This window comes from Dyella sp. 333MFSha, assembly GCF_900102405.1.
Lineage (GTDB): Bacteria > Pseudomonadota > Gammaproteobacteria > Xanthomonadales > Rhodanobacteraceae > Luteibacter > Luteibacter mycovicinus.
This window is the reverse complement of the sequence record NZ_FNBR01000008.1, coordinates 12845-27610: the sequence shown is the minus strand read 5'-3', so window position 1 is coordinate 27610 and position 14766 is coordinate 12845. Positions and strand designations below refer to the sequence as shown.

General features: G+C 64.7%; 14 protein-coding genes. 2 read left to right on the top strand and 12 right to left on the bottom strand.

Going from position 1 to position 14766, the window contains the following annotated elements; genetic code table 11:
* The first annotated feature begins 100 nt into the window (after positions 1-100).
* On the top strand, positions 101-883 hold the full coding sequence (locus BLT40_RS19185) for an enoyl-CoA hydratase/isomerase family protein (protein WP_090356003.1): 783 nt from the start codon (positions 101-103) through the stop codon (positions 881-883).
* 49 nt (positions 884-932) lie between these two features.
* Here the strand turns inward: BLT40_RS19185 and BLT40_RS19180 are convergent, their stop codons facing one another.
* The 5 genes from BLT40_RS19180 to BLT40_RS19160 form a co-directional block, all read right to left on the bottom strand.
* On the bottom strand, positions 933-1823 hold the full coding sequence (locus BLT40_RS19180; protein ID WP_036115410.1) for a DUF1684 domain-containing protein: 891 nt from the start codon (positions 1821-1823) through the stop codon (positions 933-935).
* A 45-nt stretch (positions 1824-1868) separates the two neighbouring features.
* Positions 1869-3722 (bottom strand): DNA mismatch repair endonuclease MutL, encoded by a 1854-nt coding sequence (gene mutL / locus BLT40_RS19175; protein WP_090355999.1) that lies wholly within the window; start codon positions 3720-3722, stop codon positions 1869-1871.
* Positions 3723-3774: 52 nt separating this feature from the next.
* Complete coding sequence (locus BLT40_RS19170; protein WP_255364067.1) at positions 3775-5526, bottom strand: N-acetylmuramoyl-L-alanine amidase; 1752 nt, start codon at positions 5524-5526, stop codon at positions 3775-3777.
* Positions 5527-5647: 121 nt separating this feature from the next.
* Complete coding sequence (tsaE, locus tag BLT40_RS19165) at positions 5648-6109, bottom strand: tRNA (adenosine(37)-N6)-threonylcarbamoyltransferase complex ATPase subunit type 1 TsaE (RefSeq protein ID WP_090355996.1); 462 nt, start codon at positions 6107-6109, stop codon at positions 5648-5650.
* Positions 6106-7578, bottom strand: coding sequence for an NAD(P)H-hydrate dehydratase (locus BLT40_RS19160; RefSeq protein ID WP_090355992.1), 1473 nt, complete (start codon positions 7576-7578; stop codon positions 6106-6108). Before BLT40_RS19160 ends, tsaE begins: the two co-directional genes overlap by 4 nt.
* Positions 7579-7613: 35 nt before the next feature.
* Here BLT40_RS19160 and queG point away from each other — a divergent pair, with 35 nt between their 5' ends.
* Positions 7614-8684, top strand: coding sequence for a tRNA epoxyqueuosine(34) reductase QueG (gene queG / locus BLT40_RS19155; protein WP_090355988.1), 1071 nt, complete (start codon positions 7614-7616; stop codon positions 8682-8684).
* Positions 8685-8740: 56 nt separating this feature from the next.
* Here the strand turns inward: queG and BLT40_RS19150 are convergent, their stop codons facing one another.
* The 7 genes from BLT40_RS19150 to rpsD form a co-directional block, all read right to left on the bottom strand.
* Positions 8741-9742: an XVIPCD domain-containing protein gene (locus BLT40_RS19150; protein ID WP_079522705.1), complete on the bottom strand. Its 1002-nt coding sequence runs from the start codon at positions 9740-9742 to the stop codon at positions 8741-8743.
* A gap of 13 nt (positions 9743-9755) precedes the next feature.
* A complete protein-coding gene (locus BLT40_RS19145; protein WP_143025922.1) occupies positions 9756-10328 on the bottom strand; it encodes a hypothetical protein in 573 nt (190 codons plus the stop codon).
* A gap of 95 nt (positions 10329-10423) precedes the next feature.
* On the bottom strand, positions 10424-11797 hold the full coding sequence (locus tag BLT40_RS19140; RefSeq protein ID WP_036115425.1) for a class II 3-deoxy-7-phosphoheptulonate synthase: 1374 nt from the start codon (positions 11795-11797) through the stop codon (positions 10424-10426).
* A 43-nt stretch (positions 11798-11840) separates the two neighbouring features.
* Positions 11841-12341 (bottom strand): disulfide bond formation protein B, encoded by a 501-nt coding sequence (locus BLT40_RS19135; RefSeq protein WP_079522707.1) that lies wholly within the window; start codon positions 12339-12341, stop codon positions 11841-11843.
* 180 nt (positions 12342-12521) lie between these two features.
* Positions 12522-12908: a 50S ribosomal protein L17 gene (gene rplQ, locus BLT40_RS19130; RefSeq protein WP_036115431.1), complete on the bottom strand. Its 387-nt coding sequence runs from the start codon at positions 12906-12908 to the stop codon at positions 12522-12524.
* A 210-nt stretch (positions 12909-13118) separates the two neighbouring features.
* Positions 13119-14117 carry a DNA-directed RNA polymerase subunit alpha gene (gene rpoA, locus BLT40_RS19125; protein ID WP_036115434.1) on the bottom strand — a complete coding sequence of 333 codons (999 nt, stop codon included), beginning with the start codon at positions 14115-14117 and terminating at the stop codon, positions 13119-13121.
* Positions 14118-14135: 18 nt separating this feature from the next.
* Entirely contained in the window at positions 14136-14762 is a 627-nt protein-coding gene (gene rpsD, locus BLT40_RS19120; RefSeq protein WP_036115436.1) for a 30S ribosomal protein S4, read from the bottom strand.
* Between the last annotated feature and the right edge of the window lie 4 nt (positions 14763-14766).

Here is a 14766-nt window from a genome sequence, read left to right as displayed (position 1 = left end):
CCATCGGTCGCCGCCCCGTCCGTACGCCATAAGACGCCGCGCAGGGGGTAAAGGTTCCCCTGCTACCATCCGCCTCCTTGCCCAACCGCCAGGAACCGCCATGGCCTTTCGTACGCTTACCACCGCCGACCGCGGCGCCGTGCGCCACATCACGGTCAACCGCCCCGACAAGCTCAACGCGCTCAACCGCGAAACCATCGGCGAGCTGACGCTCGCCTTCCGCCAGGCCGCCCAGGACGATGCCGTCCGTGTGGTGGTCCTCGCCGGCGCTGGCGAGAAAGCCTTCGTCGCCGGTGCGGACATCTCGGAGATGACCGTCTGGTCCCCGGTGAAGGCGCAGGCCGCTTCACGGGCCGGGCAGGACCTCATGCTGACCGTCGAACGGCTCGGCAAGCCGGTGATCGCCAAGATCCAGGGCTACGCACTGGGAGGCGGCATGGAACTGGCCATGGCGTGCCACTTGCGCGTCGCCAGCGACAAGGCGCGCTTCGGTCAGCCGGAAATCGGCCTCGGCCTGATCCCCGGCTTTGGCGGCACGCAGCGTCTCACCCGCCTCGCCGGTCGCGGCATCGCACTGGAGCTGTGTCTGCTCGGCCAGCAGATCGACGCCGCGCGTGCCGAACGCGTCGGGGTCGTCACCCGCGTCGTGGCGGCCGATGAACTGGATGCCGCCGTGGATGCCATGGCCGAACAGCTTGCCGCCGCCGCGCCGCTCGCGCTGAAGGGAATTCTGGAAGCCGTGATCGAGGGTGGTGAGTGCGCGATCGATCAGGGACTGGCTTTCGAGACCCAGGGCTTCGCCATCGCCTTCTCGACGGAAGACATGCAGGAAGGCACCAGCGCGTTCCTGGAGCGGCGCAAGCCGACCTTTAAGGGTGCCTGAGCGCATCCGACTCTGACGCCGGCCTGCCCGCGCGTGGGCGAGCCTGGCGTCAGCCGTGGCCGCCCGCGTACTTCTTCTCGCCCGCCGTCACCCGGACATCCAGCCGGTTTTCGGGCGGTGCCAGTGGGCAGGTGGCGTACGGCGTGAACGCACAGGGCGGATTGCGGGCTTCGTTGAAATCGAGCACGAGTTTGCCGTCCTTCGCCAACGGAGTATCGAGAAAGCGTGCGGCGCCGTACGTCTCCTTACCGCTGGTGCGATCGGCGAAGACGAAGAACAGCGAGTCGGGTTCTTCCTGGATCGGGAAGAGCTCGTAGGTGTGCCCGTCGCGCGTGAACACCGCTTTGCCCGGTACCTTTTCCTTGTCGATCGTGCCAAGCACCGAGCCGATCTCGATCTCATGCGGAGGATCGAACGGTACCCACTCCGCTTCGACGCGCCACGACGGATCGACGGGGAAATAGTCGAGGCCGACGAAGTGCGTGCGGGTCTCCGCCTTTTCGTCCTTTACGCGCAGCGCTTTCTTGCCGTCGCGCGCGATGACGAAGAAATTGGCGGAGCCGAAGCGCACTTCGGTCGCCTTGCCACCGTTGCCGCCGTCGTCCACCAGGGTCGCCCGCTGCACCTCGCGACCGTCGACAAGGACACCGCTGCCCCTGGCGACTTCCAGCGTGACGTTACCGGTGTCGTCCAGCGTGACGACGCCGAGGTGTGCCGGGCCGGCCTTGAGAACGATGTCATTGTCCGCGGCGCTGCCGACGCGATTCGCTCCCGGCTGCAGCCATTCCAGGCCGATCAGGCTGAGCCATCCGGCCGGCGCCTTGAGGGTTTCGAGGCGCGACGCGCGGACTTTTTCCACGGCGGCGGTATAGGCATCGCCGGCAATGACACTGCCGGACGTGACCGCCACGACGGAGGCGAAGGCAAACGAACGGATCATGGCGATACCCCGGTTTGGACGTCTATCCGTCCAGCATACACGGATTCAGCGACCGCGCAGAAACAGCCTGTCCAGCTCCCCCAGCGACAACTGCACCCAGGTCGGCCGGCCGTGATTGCACTGACCGGAGCGCTCGGTGGCTTCCATCTCGCGAAGCAAAGCGTTCATTTCAGGAATGCCCAGGCGTCGGCCAGCCCGTACCGAGCCGTGACACGCCATCGTCGAAAGCAACTCGTTTTCGAGCTCCTCGAGACGACGTGAGCTGCCGTGCTGGGCGAGTTCCCCGAGCACGTCGCGGGTCAGCTGCGCCACATCGGCACCTTCCAGCAGCGAGGGGATACGCCGCACAACGACGCCCGACGGGCCGCTGCGCGACAGCTCCAGGCCCCACTCACCCAGTGCGTCCGCATGCTCTTCGGCAGCGGCGGCTTCGCGCGCGCTGACCGCGATCGACAACGGCACCAGTAGCATCTGCGAGCGCAGGTTGGCGGTGACGCGACCGTTCTTGAGCTTCTCGTAAGTGATTCGCTCGTGCGCCGCGTGCATGTCGACCAGCACCATCCCGTGCTCGTTCTCGGCGAGTACGTAGATGTTCTTCAGCTGCGCGATCGCATACCCCAGCGGCGGGACGTCGCCACCCGACTCCGGCTCGTTGTCGGCTGGCGGCGTCCACGACGTCGAGGGGCGCGGCGCCGATGCGGTGCTGCCGAACAACGTGGCATAGCCGGCGAGCGGCTCGTCGCGGACACCGAGTGTCAGGCGCGACTGACTGCCCGCCTGCGGCCAGGCGGCCATCGGAGGAGCCGACGACTGGGTGGCGGTAAAGCCGGGCTGTACGAAGCCCGAGCCCACCGTGCCCACCATGGCCACGGAGCCTTCGCCCGCCGCTGCGGCGACACCGGCGCGTGTCTGCGCGAGCGCCTCGTGCAAAGTCCGGAAAAGAAAATCGTGGATGAGTCGCTGTTCGCGAAAGCGCACTTCACTCTTGGCCGGATGCACGTTCACATCGACGCCGACCGGATCCAGCGTAAGGAACAGCACGAAGACCGGATGACGACCATGAAACAGCACGTCGGCATACGCCTGGCGTACGGCATGCGCGACGATGCGATCGCGGACGAGGCGCCCGTTGACGTAGAAATATTGCTGGTCGGCCTGGGAACGGGATGCCGTGGGCAACCCTACCCAGCCGGACAGGCGCAGACCGGCCGCCTCGTGATCGACCCGCAGTGACTGGCCCGGAAATTCCGGACCGAGGACCTCGGCGACACGGGCCAGCGCGGCATGTTCGTCGCGGGCCGGCTTCAGCAGCCGCACCGGCTTGCCATTGTGCGACAGGCGGATATCGACGCCTTCGCGCGCCAGTGCCAGCGATTTCAGCAGGTCGTCGATGTGAGCGAACTCGGTGCGCTCGGCGCGGAGAAACTTGCGTCGGGCCGGCACGTTGTAGAACAGGTCGCGCACCTCGATCGTGGTACCCGGCGGATGCTGCGCGGGACGCGCTTCCTGCAGGCGACCGCCATCCACCTCGATACGCCAGGCGGCGTCTTCACCGGTCGAACGGGACGTCAGCGCGAACCGCGCCACCGATGACACGGAGGCCAGGGCTTCACCGCGGAATCCCATGCTCGCGACGCGCTCGAGGTCGTCGAAGCTGCCGATCTTGCTCGTGGCATGCGACGCCACGGCCAGGGCAAGCTCGTCGCGAGGAATGCCGCCGCCGTCGTCGCGCACGCGGATCAGGCGGGAGCCGCCCTGCTCGATATCGACCTCGATGCGGCGGGCGCCTGCGTCGATGCTGTTCTCGACGAGCTCTTTGACCACCGAGGCGGGCCGCTCGATGACTTCGCCGGCCGCGATCTGGTTGATCAGCTCGGGCGGCAGGGGGCGAATGGGCATGGCTTACGACCTGACTGCGTTCAGGTCGAAAGGATAGCCCAAGGCGACTCCGTCAGCTCGACGGAATGACCATCACCGACCCGATGCGGACGTTGTTGTCGTTCATCTTGTTGGCGCTCTTGAGCGCGCCGACCGACACGCCGTACTGCTGGGCGATACCGGTCAGCGTCTCACCGCGGTTGACGCGGTGCAGGTCGCGCACGTTGTCATCGGCGCGGCCGGCGGGCGCCGCCGGCTTCGGCGGGGCGTCGACGGTCTGCACGACGATGGCGTCGGATGGCGGACGTTTGGCCCCGCCCTTGAGGGGCGCGGGTTCTGGTCGGGATGCGGGCGTCGGTGCCCGGCTGGCGGGGGCTTTCGCGACAGGCTCACGACTGGCGACCACCCGGGTCGTCGCCGCCTTGACCGCGTCGGATGCCACGGCCCCGGCGTCCGAGGCCACGGCCGGCGCGGCGGGCGCACTCGCCGCCGTCGAAGCCAGCGACGTGCCGTTGCGCCGCGCGGCCTGCGCGGCAAACCACGTACCCGGGGGCGGCATGGACTCGAAATAGTTGCGCACGCCGCCGAGCACCGCGGTCGCCAGCTCACGACGGTGACCGTCGTCGCGCAGGCGCTTTTCTTCGGTGGGATTCGTGATGAAGGCCGTCTCCACCAGGATCGAGGGGACGTCCGGCGAACGCAGCACCACGAAGTTGGCGCGCTCGACGTAGCCGCGATGGGTCGGGCCCAGGCGGCCTAGGGCCTTCAGCACGTTGCCGGCAATGGATTCGCTGGCCTGCATCGCGTAGCCCTGCTGGAGATCCAGCAGCACGGCGGCGAGGGAATCGTCCTTGTCGTCCAGCGAGACGCCGCCGACCAGGTCGGCGCGGTTTTCACGGTCGGCCAGCCAGCGCGAGGCCTCCGACGTCTTCCCGCGAGGGGAAAGCACCCAGACCGACGAACCCTTGGCGTCGCCGTTCTTGAACGCATCCGCGTGAATCGACACGAACATGTCCGCGTTGTGCTCGCGAGCGATCTGGTAGCGGCGCTTCAGCGGAATGAAGTAATCGCCGTTTCGGGTCAGGACGGCCTGCATGCCGGGCTGGCGGTTGATCTGGTCCGCGAGCTCGCGCGCCACCTGCAGCGTGACGTCCTTCTCGCGCAGACCTGTAGCGCCCCTGGCACCGGGATCTTCGCCGCCGTGGCCCGCATCGATCGCGACGACGACCTTGCGCTCACCGGTCAGCATCGGCGGCGAGCCGGCTGAAATCGTCTTTGCCGTCTTTCCAGCCCTGCCGCGTTTTCCACCGGAGGGCGCAACCGTCGGCGTATCCGCGGCGGCTTCCGCATCGGCCTGCGCGGCAGCCTTCGCAATCGCGGGCGTGTCGTTGTCCGTTGGACTGTTATCGCCGGGGTCGCTCTGCCCGCCCGGATAGAGGTCGAGCACCAGCCGGTACCCGTAGTCCCCGGCCGGCTTCAGAAGGAAACTCTTCGGCTTCGCCCTTGCATCGACGCTGGCGACCAGGCGGGCGCCGCCGCCCTGCCTGCCCGTCGTCATCGACTTGAACAGGCCCTGCGCGCCTGGCGCGGAGAAATCCCCCGTCACCGAGCTGCCGGCGATATCCAGCACCACGCTGCCCGGGGTGTCTCCCTGGGACATCTTGTAGGTCGCCGGACCGGAGAGATCGAAAACGACCCGGGTGTATTCCGGGCCCGCCCAGACGCGGGCTGCCTTCACGTCGGCCGCATTCGAGGCGGCAGGAGCAAACGTCGCGACGGCGGTCACGCACGCAAGCAGGCCTAATTTGTTAGTGATTCCCCTCATATGGCCCGGATTGAACTCCATGCGCCCGACGAATGCAATATCTTTTCCCTTGATAATCCATAACCTGCGAAACCTTCGTCAACGCGCGTACAGGAATGCGCTCCAAACAGCGACAGGAAGGTCAGTCGCCGAGGGCTTCCAGAAGTCGCCGACCCGTGGGAGTCCGCGCCTCGAGCCGAACGGCGCGGCCGCCGTCGGCATGTCGGAAGTACAGCTCCAGATCGACAGGCGGTAATGCCCCAGCGCCGCGCTCAGGCCATTCCACGAGGACGATGGCGCCGGGCTCGGCCAGGCTGTCGAGGCCCAGCCATTCGAGTTCGCCGGGATCCGCGATGCGATACAGATCGAGATGAAAGGCACGACGATCGCCGATGTCGTAACCCTCGACGAGGCTGTACGTCGGGCTCTTTACGCGCTCGCCGACACCGAGCGCGCGAAGAAACGCTCTGGCGAACGTCGTTTTCCCCGCGCCGAGATCGCCATGCAGGAAGGCGACCAGACCGCCGGGAAACGCCCCGGCCACACTGCGGCCGAGGGTGAGGGTTGCTTCCTCGTCAGGGAGAATCCGCTCGGCGCCGCTCATGAGGGTAGCCCGTTGACGAGCCGGCGAAGCGGCTCGAGCAGGTCGCCGGCAAGCAGGCCACGCTCGCCGGCTCGCGCCGCCACATCCGCGGCGCGCGCATGCAGCGCCACGCCGAGGCAAGCGGCTTCATAAGGTCTACATCCCTGCCCCAGCAAGCCAGCGACGATACCGGTCAGGGTATCCCCCATGCCGCCACTCGCCATGCCCGGGTTCCCCCACGGGCACACGGCGACCTCGCCCTCGGGCGAAGCGATCAGGCTGCCATTGCCCTTCAGGACGACGACGGCGCGGTAGCGCCGGGCCAGCTCGCGGGCCGCCGCGAATCGATCGGCCTGAATCGCCGCGGTGTCGACGCCGAGCAGGCGTGCCGCTTCCCCGGGGTGCGGGGTCAGGACAATGTGTTCCGGAAGTGCGCGCGGCTCGGCGTGAAGCAGATTGAGCCCATCGGCATCCAGCACCGTGGGCAAGCCGGCGTCCAGCGCGGTGGTCCAGAGAGCGTGCCCCCAGGCCGCCTGGCCGAGTCCGGGACCGAGGGCCACCACCGATGCCTTGTCGAGCATGGGCTGCAACGCCTGCGGGCCGTTGACGCCATGTGCCATCAACTCCGGGCGCGCGGCATTCATCGCCAGCACGTTCTCCTCGCGGGTGGCCACACTGACCAGTCCCGCGCCCGTTCGGAGCGCAGCCTCGGCAGCCATGCGCACGGCACCGCCGGTACCGTGGTCGCCGCCGATCGCGAGGATATGGCCGTTACTGCCCTTGTGGGAATCCCGCGGACGACGCGGCAACGAGGCTTCGATGAGCAGGCACGCGTCCGGCGACTCCAGGGCGCTGTCCGGCAGGTCGAGTGAATGGAGCTCGATATCGCCCGCCACCTCGGCCCGATGCGTATGCATGCCGCGTTTGTGCACGATGAAGGTCGCCGTGGCGTCGGCGCGGACGACCACACCCGGACAGTCGCCCGTGTCGGCGTTCAGTCCCGAGGGCACGTCCAGCGCGAACACGGCAACCTTCGCGGCATTGAGCGCTTCGATCGCCTTGCAGGCCTCGCCCTCCGGTGCGCGATTGAGTCCCGTCCCGTAGATCGCATCCACGATCAGTTCGGCGGCCGGCAGCGAGGGCCACGCCTCGAAGGCCTCAACGCGGCCGCCCACGGCCTCGAAGGCCTGCCGTGCCTGAGAGGCGTCCGCGCCACTGGGTACGCCGAGTGCCAGGAGGTCGACGGCCAGACCATCTCGCAGCGCATCGCGCGCGACCAGATAGCCGTCGCCACCGTTATTTCCCGGGCCGCACACCACTCTGAGTCGCCGGATTTGCGGCCAGCGCAGCCGGAGCATCCGATAGGCGGCCGCCGCGGCACGCGTCATCAGTTCGAAGCCCGGGATGCCGAGTTCGTCGATCGCGCGCCGGTCGATGGCACGGGCCTGCCCGGACGTGAAGAGGGCGATATCGAGGTTGGGTGCGGTCATCGGAGGATTATAGGAGGGCCAAGTAGAATGCACGTATGCCCGCCACCACCGACACCGACTACGCCGCACTCGCCACCGACATCAAACGTTGGGCGCGCGAGCTCGGCTTTGCGGACGTCGGCATCGCCGGCACGGACCTCGGCCACGACGAGGCGTACCTGGAACGCTGGCTGGCCGATGGTCACCACGGCGAGATGGATTACATGGCGCGCCACGGGACACGTCGCAGCCGCCCGGCTGAACTCGAGCCAGGCACCTTGCGCGTGGTGTCGGTACGCATGGATTACATCCCGCCCGGCACGGCGAACGCCTGGGACGTGATCCATGACGGCGAAAAAGCCTACGTCGCTCGCTACGCACTGGGACGCGACTATCACAAGGTCATGCGCAACCGCCTGCAGAAGCTGGCGGCGAAGATTGGCGAGCGCATCGGCGACTTCGGTTATCGGGCGTATGTGGATTCGGCGCCGGTGCTGGAGAAGGCGCTGGCCCGTAACGCGGGCCTAGGCTGGATCGGCAAGCACACGGTTCTGATCAACAAGCGCGCGGGTTCGTATTTCTTCCTCGGTGAGCTGTACACCGACCTGCCGCTGCCCGTAGACGAACCCGCCAGCGCGCATTGCGGCAGCTGCCGCCGTTGCATCGACATCTGCCCGACCCAGGCGATCGTGGCGCCGTATCGACTCGACGCTCGTAAGTGCATTTCATACCTGACGATCGAGCTCAAGGGCAGTATTCCCGAGGAGCTGCGCGCACCGATCGGCAATCGTGTGTTCGGCTGCGACGACTGTCAGTTGATCTGCCCCTGGAACAAGTTTGCTCAGGAGGCCACGGAGCCCGACTTCGCTCCGAGGCACAGCCTCGATGGCCCCAGGCTGATCGATCTCTTCGCATGGAGCGAGCAGGAATTCCTGTCGCGCACCGAAGGGATGGCGATCCGCCGCACGGGCTATGAGGGCTGGCTGCGTAATCTGGCCGTCGGCCTGGGCAATGCGCCGACTACCGACGAGGTCGTCGCGGCACTTCGCGCGCGCACCGGGGACCCCTCGCCTGTCGTACGCGAGCATGTCGCCTGGGCACTTGGGCGACATGCGTCAGCAACTTGATACTCTCACCACGCAGCCGGCACGAGGCCTCGTTCGAAGTCAAACCGATGGCGTGATCACCCCAGTCGCATAGTCGGGGCGGCATGCTGCTGGCTCGACTGGACATCGATAGACGGCTGCAATTGCGCCTGTTGCCGACTGGCAAGCAGTCCGGACTGCGCAGCGTGTTGAGTCCATTCGCCACTACTTTGGGCGATCGGTGTGTTCAGCGCCTCGGTGGTTTGCAATTGTGCGACCTTACGATCAAGGCCGTGGGAACTTTGCAGATTCCCTTGGACAGCAAAGGTCCTGCTACCGTCATCGCTCAATAGAACGTGGTCCACGCGGTCCAGACCTTGCGCTTTGGCACCCGCCGCAATCGATGCTGCGAAGTCCTTATCGCGATCCGACGACTCCACCCCATGCTTCGCATTTAGTGAATCGACGCCACTGTACGCCTGACGATACATACCGTTGCCCGGATGAAGAGGATCGTCGATACCGCGCTTTTCCTCGCTCAGCATCCACTGAAGCAGGCTCTGGTTCTTTGGCATGGGATTGCTGTGCTGGGAATTGAGGCTACTGCCCGGCACGGGATCTTTGATGCTTTTGAGCCCATCCACGTTATGGGACGGCCTCAGGGCATCCGGACCGTCCTTCTCCACTGACTGCTTGTCCTTGCCTATCTCGGTGCGCTTGATGTTCGCGTGATTCAGCGCCGACCACGTGAAGTCGACACAGTTGTTTCGGGCATCTTTGTAATACGTGTCGAAGCCGTTCTCCTTCGGACGATTGCCGTAGTCGTTCAGCTTGTCATATTGGTCCTTCGATACCTCCATGGTTCTCGAATACAGAGGATCCTTGTAGTTGGCTACGTCGTCCCGGACGACACGTCCCGGACCATCCATAGACCCGTGCTTGACGGGGGCGAACCCGTAGCTCTGCGGCTCTTCCCCGTTTTTTTGCGTGGTGTAATACATGTGGCCAGGGGTGGACGTGGCACCCGGCTCCTTCTCTTGCGTAAGAGGCGTTCCGGGGGCAGCCGCATAAACCGTTACGGTGTACTTATCCTTGTCCATGTACGTCCCTTCGTTATTCGCCGGTATTGTAATAGTCGTCTACACGTACTGTGGTCGCGACGCCCTTGAATGCGGGCATAGCCTCGATGGTCGATATCTCGGCGACGTAATGCCCGTCGCGCCTCGCGTAGAAGCCACAGATCGAAATGTTCGATTCACTATCGATCCCCGCGTAAAGATGCAGACGGCACAGCGTCGGATCTGCGCGAGGGCGTGGCTTACCCGTATTCCCGGCGATGATCGTCTCGGTGTCTTCGGTTTCGATCGGCACATGGGTGCCATGGTCGTCGTACACGACCCGGACGCGGAGCAACCGGACATGAAGTCGGACGTCGTCGACCGCCGGGAAGTCCGATGCATGAGGTACATCCACTCCGATCATAAGGTGCCGCTTCGCATCCGCATTGCCACCATTGACGTCGAATGGAATGGTGATGCTCCTGCCCGCGGTATCCAGCGCGAAAGGCGTCGACACGGGAAAAGTGCCCGGTGCGTTGCGAGGTTCAGACATGGCGCAGGCTCCCGCTCCGATGGTTATCGCACATACGAATAGCAGTCCGGTCACGGCTTTAGCTTTACTCTGCATCCGGCGGTCCCTTTCCTAGTGGCTCATGGTTGGATCTTCGCATGCGCGATACGAGTCCTAAAAAGGCTCCGTTTCCGGAGCCTTTTTCTTTCAGGTCAGGCCATACCGCCCGACTTCCTCACAATCAACATCGCTAGTTCAAGCGACTGTTCATAGTTGAGCCGTGGATCGACCATCGACTTGTAAGCGCGATCGAGGTCCGTCTCGACCAGACCGCGCGCGCCACCGAGACACTCCGTGACGTTTTCGCCGGTGAGTTCGAGATGGACACCGCCAAGACGCGTGCCGGCGGCCGCATGGATGTCGAACGCCTGGTCTAGCTCACCCGCGATATTGGTGAAGCGACGTGTCTTGTAGCCGTTGCTGGTGCTCTCGGTATTGCCATGCATCGGGTCGGCCACCCAGAGGACGCGGCGCCCCTCACGCTTCACCGCCTCGAGCAGCGGCTGCAGCTGCGTACCGATCTTGTCGTTCCCCATCCGATGAATCAGGGTCAGACGGCCCGGCTCCTCCGTCGGATTCAGCACATCGATCAGCCGGATGAGTTCGTCCGGCTGAACGGTGGGGCCGACTTTCACGGCGATCGGGTTGCGGATGCCGCGGAAGTACTCCGTGTGAGCGCCGTCGAGTGCCGCGGTGCGCATACCGATCCACGGGTAGTGCGTCGACAGGTTGAACCAGCCGTCCTGACGCGGGACCTGACGAGTCAGAGCTTCCTCGTAGTGCAGGAGCAGCGCTTCATGCGAGGTGTAGAAGTCCACACGCGAGTAACTGGAGATCGACTGGCCGGCCAGCGTTTCCATGAAACGCAGTGAGTCGCCGATGGTCGCGACCATGCGCTTGTATTCGGCAGCCAGCGGCGAATGGTCGACCCAGGCGAGATCCCAGTATTCCGGGTGATGCAGGTCGGCAAAACCGCCGTCGATCAGGGCGCGGACGAAATTCATCGTCATCGCCGAACGCGCATGCGCCTTGATGAAGCGCTGCGGATCCGGGCGACGCGCCTCCGGAGTGAACTCCGGACTGTTGACCAGATCGCCACGGAACGCCGGCAGCGTGACGCCGTCACGGGTCTCCGTGTCCGCCGAGCGTGGCTTGGCATACTGACCCGCAAAGCGACCCACCCGGAGCACCGGCTTCTTCATGCCGTGCACGAGCACGAGGCTCATCTGCAACAGCACTTTCAGGCGGTTGGAGATGATCGGGCTGTTGCAGTCGGCGAAGCTCTCGGCGCAGTCGCCACCCTGAAGCAGGAATCGCTCGCCGTCCTGCGCCTCGGCAATGCGCTGCTTCAGCGTGAGGATTTCCCACGACGTGACCAGCGGCGGCAGTTCACCCAGCTGGCCCAGGGCACGATTGAGCTCCGCCTGATCTTCATAGGTGGGCTGCTGGAGGGCGGTCCTCGACCGCCACGACCCCGGCGTCCATTCGGCGGACGGGGGAACTACGGCTTTGAGGGAGTGCTGCATGACGGCGGTGCCTTCGTAATGGCGCCTTGGCGGCGCGAGAAAATCAGCGAACGGTGCGGCGAATGGCCAGGAGGGCCCAGACGATCAGAATCACGAACCAGAGCAGGGTCCAGCCCGGCATGGGGATGCCCAGGATAGGTTCGATCCTGGCGCACTCACCCGAGCCGGTGAACGCGAGCTTGAGCATCTTCGTGAACGGAAATGCGTCGAACAGATAGCCCAGGCCGGGACCGCACGCGGGGATCTGATCGGCTGGGAGGGACTGCAGCCAGAGATGGCGTCCCGCCGTAGCGATGCCCCAGAGTCCACCCAGCGTGATGAGCGTCGCATAGACGACACGGCCTGACCGGCTCTTCGGCGAATGAAAGCCACCGATGAGGAAGAACAGACCCATCGTGCAGACGGCGATGCGCTGAAAGATGCACAGCGGGCACGGATCGAGATGCATGACGTACTGTGCGTAGAGCGCGAAGGCCATGAGGCCGGCACACACGACGAAACCCAGCAGGAAACGCGAACGGAGCGACAAGGTAGAGAGGGCCATGGGGGGTTGGTGCGTTGCGGGACACCCACGTTAACCCGATGTGCATGCCCTTGTCAGTAGGCGCGTGAAGTTTCTTTTGTAACCATAGATCAAGCACTTGCGTAGCTGACAGCCCACCGGGCATAAAAAAAGCCCCGGCAGGTTACCCGGCCGGGGCTTCTTCACTTTCAGCCGCGAGGCTTACTCGGCGTCGGCAGCCGAAGCGGCGGCCGGGCGATCCACCAGCTCGACGTACGCCATCGGAGCGTTGTCGCCCGGGCGGAAGCCGCACTTGAGGATGCGCAGGTAGCCACCGGGACGCTGCAGGTAGCGGGGACCAAGCTCGACGAACAGCTTACCGACAGCCTCTTTGTCGCGCAGACGCGCAAACGCGAGACGACGGTTGGCAACGCCATCGGTCTTGGAGAGCGTGATGAGCGGCTCAGCAATACGACGGAGTTCCTTGGCCTTGGGAAGCGTGGTGCGGATAAGCTCGTGCTTGATCAGCGACGCGGCCATGTTCTTGAACATGGCTTCGCGGTGGCTGCTCGTGCGGTTGAGCTTGCGACCGGATTTCTGGTGACGCATGGCGATAACTCTCTATGTCTGTTGTTATGAAAAGCCGGCCAGGATGAGCCGACTTCCCGCGGTTACCCGCTGATGCGAGGCTGTCATAACGCCTCGCTGTAAGAGCACGGCCTCTTTGGACCGCTTTGAATATCCGGAGGAAGTGCGCGACGGCATCCACCGGATGGAGCAAAGAATCGGGGCGATCGAAATGCGATCGCCCCGTTTGAATCAGCCCAGCTGCATACCGTGCGACAAGCCCGGCGGCGGCCAGTTTTCGAGCTTCATGCCCAGTGCGAGACCACGCCCGCCCAGGACATCCTTGATTTCCGTCAGCGACTTCTTGCCAAGGTTCGGCGTCTTCAACAGCTCGACTTCGGTCTTCTGGACCAGGTCGCCGATGTAGTAGATGCTTTCGGCCTTGAGGCAGTTCGCGGAACGGACCGTCAGTTCGAGGTCGTCGATCGGACGCAGCAGAAGCGGGTCGAAGCCGCCCTTCTCCGCCTTGGTCGAATCGCTCTCGCGGCGCGAGAAGTCGCCGAAAACCGACAGCTGATCGTTGATGATTTCAGCCGCCTTGCGGACAGCGTCTTCAGCACCGATCGTGCCGTTCGTTTCGATATCGAGCACGAGCTTATCGAGGTTGGTGCGCTGCTCGACACGAGCAGCGTCCACTTCGTAAGCGACGCGCAGGACCGGCGCGAACGACGCGTCGAGCTGCAGACGGCCGATCGGCCGCGTCTCGTCATCCGGGTGCTGGCGGGCGCTGGCCGGCTGGTAGCCGACACCGCGACGCACCTTCAGACGCATGTTCAGTGCCACATCCTTGGTGAGGTGGCAGATCACGTGATCCGGATTGACGATTTCAACGGAGTGGTCGACGGCGATGTCGCCTGCCGTGACCACGCCCTTGCCCTTCTTCGACAGCGTCAGGGTGACTTCGTCACCGCTGTGCTGACGGATGGCGACATCCTTGAGGTTCAGCAGGACTTCGATCACGTCCTCCTGCAGGCCTTCCAGAGTGGTGTACTCGTGCAGTACGCCGTCGATTTCGACCTCGACGATCGCGCTGCCCGGAATCGAAGAGAGCAGCACGCGACGCAGCGCGTTGCCCAGGGTGTGACCAAAGCCACGCTCGAGCGGCTCGACCACCACCTTAGCGCGGTTCGCTCCAAGCTGCTCGACGCTGAGGCCACGAGGCCGCAGCACACTAGTTGACGAAACTGCCATGCAAGGCTCCGGTGAAGATTACTTCGAGTAAAGCTCGACGATCAGGGCTTCGTTGATGTCGGCCGGCAGATCACCGCGATCCGGCACAGCCTTGAACGTGCCTGCGAACTTCTTGCTGTCGACCTCGACCCAGGACGGACGAAGGTCCATCGTGTCGAAAACCGTCGCTGCTTCCTGGACGCGCAGCTGAGTGCGAGCCTTTTCGGTCAGCGAGACTTCGTCGCCCGGACGGACATGGAAGGAAGGCACGTTGACCTTCTTACCATTGACCGTCACGGCCTTGTGGGCCACGAGCTGACGAGCCTGGGCGCGGGTGACCGCGAAACCCATACGGAACACGACGTTGTCGAGACGGCTTTCCAGGAGGCGCAGCAGGTTTTCACCCGTATTGCCCTTCTGGGTCGAAGCCTTGGTGTAGTAGTTGCTGAACTGACGCTCAAGCACACCGTAGATGCGCTTGACCTTTTGCTTCTCACGCAGCTGCACTGCGTAATCGGAAAGACGGGCGCGCTTGTTGGCGCCATGCTGACCGGGTTTGTTTTCGAGCTTGCACTTGGAATCAAGCGCGCGGGCCGGGCTCTTAAGACCGAGGTCGGCACCTTCACGACGCGCAAGTTTGCAGGTAGCTCCACGATAACGGGCCATGGGT

Excerpts from the sequence above, each read along its gene's own strand:
- BLT40_RS19185 (WP_090356003.1), top strand. The coding sequence starts at position 101 with ATGGCCTTTCGTACGCTTACCACCGCCGACCGCGGCGCCGTGCGCCAC.
- BLT40_RS19180 (WP_036115410.1), bottom strand. The coding sequence starts at position 1,823 with ATGATCCGTTCGTTTGCCTTCGCCTCCGTCGTGGCGGTCACGTCCGGC.
- mutL (WP_090355999.1), bottom strand. The coding sequence starts at position 3,722 with ATGCCCATTCGCCCCCTGCCGCCCGAGCTGATCAACCAGATCGCGGCC.
- BLT40_RS19170 (WP_255364067.1), bottom strand. The coding sequence starts at position 5,526 with ATGAGGGGAATCACTAACAAATTAGGCCTGCTTGCGTGCGTGACCGCC.
- tsaE (WP_090355996.1), bottom strand. The coding sequence starts at position 6,109 with ATGAGCGGCGCCGAGCGGATTCTCCCTGACGAGGAAGCAACCCTCACC.
- BLT40_RS19160 (WP_090355992.1), bottom strand. The coding sequence starts at position 7,578 with ATGACCGCACCCAACCTCGATATCGCCCTCTTCACGTCCGGGCAGGCC.
- queG (WP_090355988.1), top strand. The coding sequence starts at position 7,614 with ATGCCCGCCACCACCGACACCGACTACGCCGCACTCGCCACCGACATC.
- BLT40_RS19150 (WP_079522705.1), bottom strand. The coding sequence starts at position 9,742 with ATGGACAAGGATAAGTACACCGTAACGGTTTATGCGGCTGCCCCCGGA.
- BLT40_RS19145 (WP_143025922.1), bottom strand. The coding sequence starts at position 10,328 with ATGCAGAGTAAAGCTAAAGCCGTGACCGGACTGCTATTCGTATGTGCG.
- BLT40_RS19140 (WP_036115425.1), bottom strand. The coding sequence starts at position 11,797 with ATGCAGCACTCCCTCAAAGCCGTAGTTCCCCCGTCCGCCGAATGGACG.
- BLT40_RS19135 (WP_079522707.1), bottom strand. The coding sequence starts at position 12,341 with ATGGCCCTCTCTACCTTGTCGCTCCGTTCGCGTTTCCTGCTGGGTTTC.
- rplQ (WP_036115431.1), bottom strand. The coding sequence starts at position 12,908 with ATGCGTCACCAGAAATCCGGTCGCAAGCTCAACCGCACGAGCAGCCAC.
- rpoA (WP_036115434.1), bottom strand. The coding sequence starts at position 14,117 with ATGGCAGTTTCGTCAACTAGTGTGCTGCGGCCTCGTGGCCTCAGCGTC.
- rpsD (WP_036115436.1), bottom strand. The coding sequence starts at position 14,762 with ATGGCCCGTTATCGTGGAGCTACCTGCAAACTTGCGCGTCGTGAAGGT.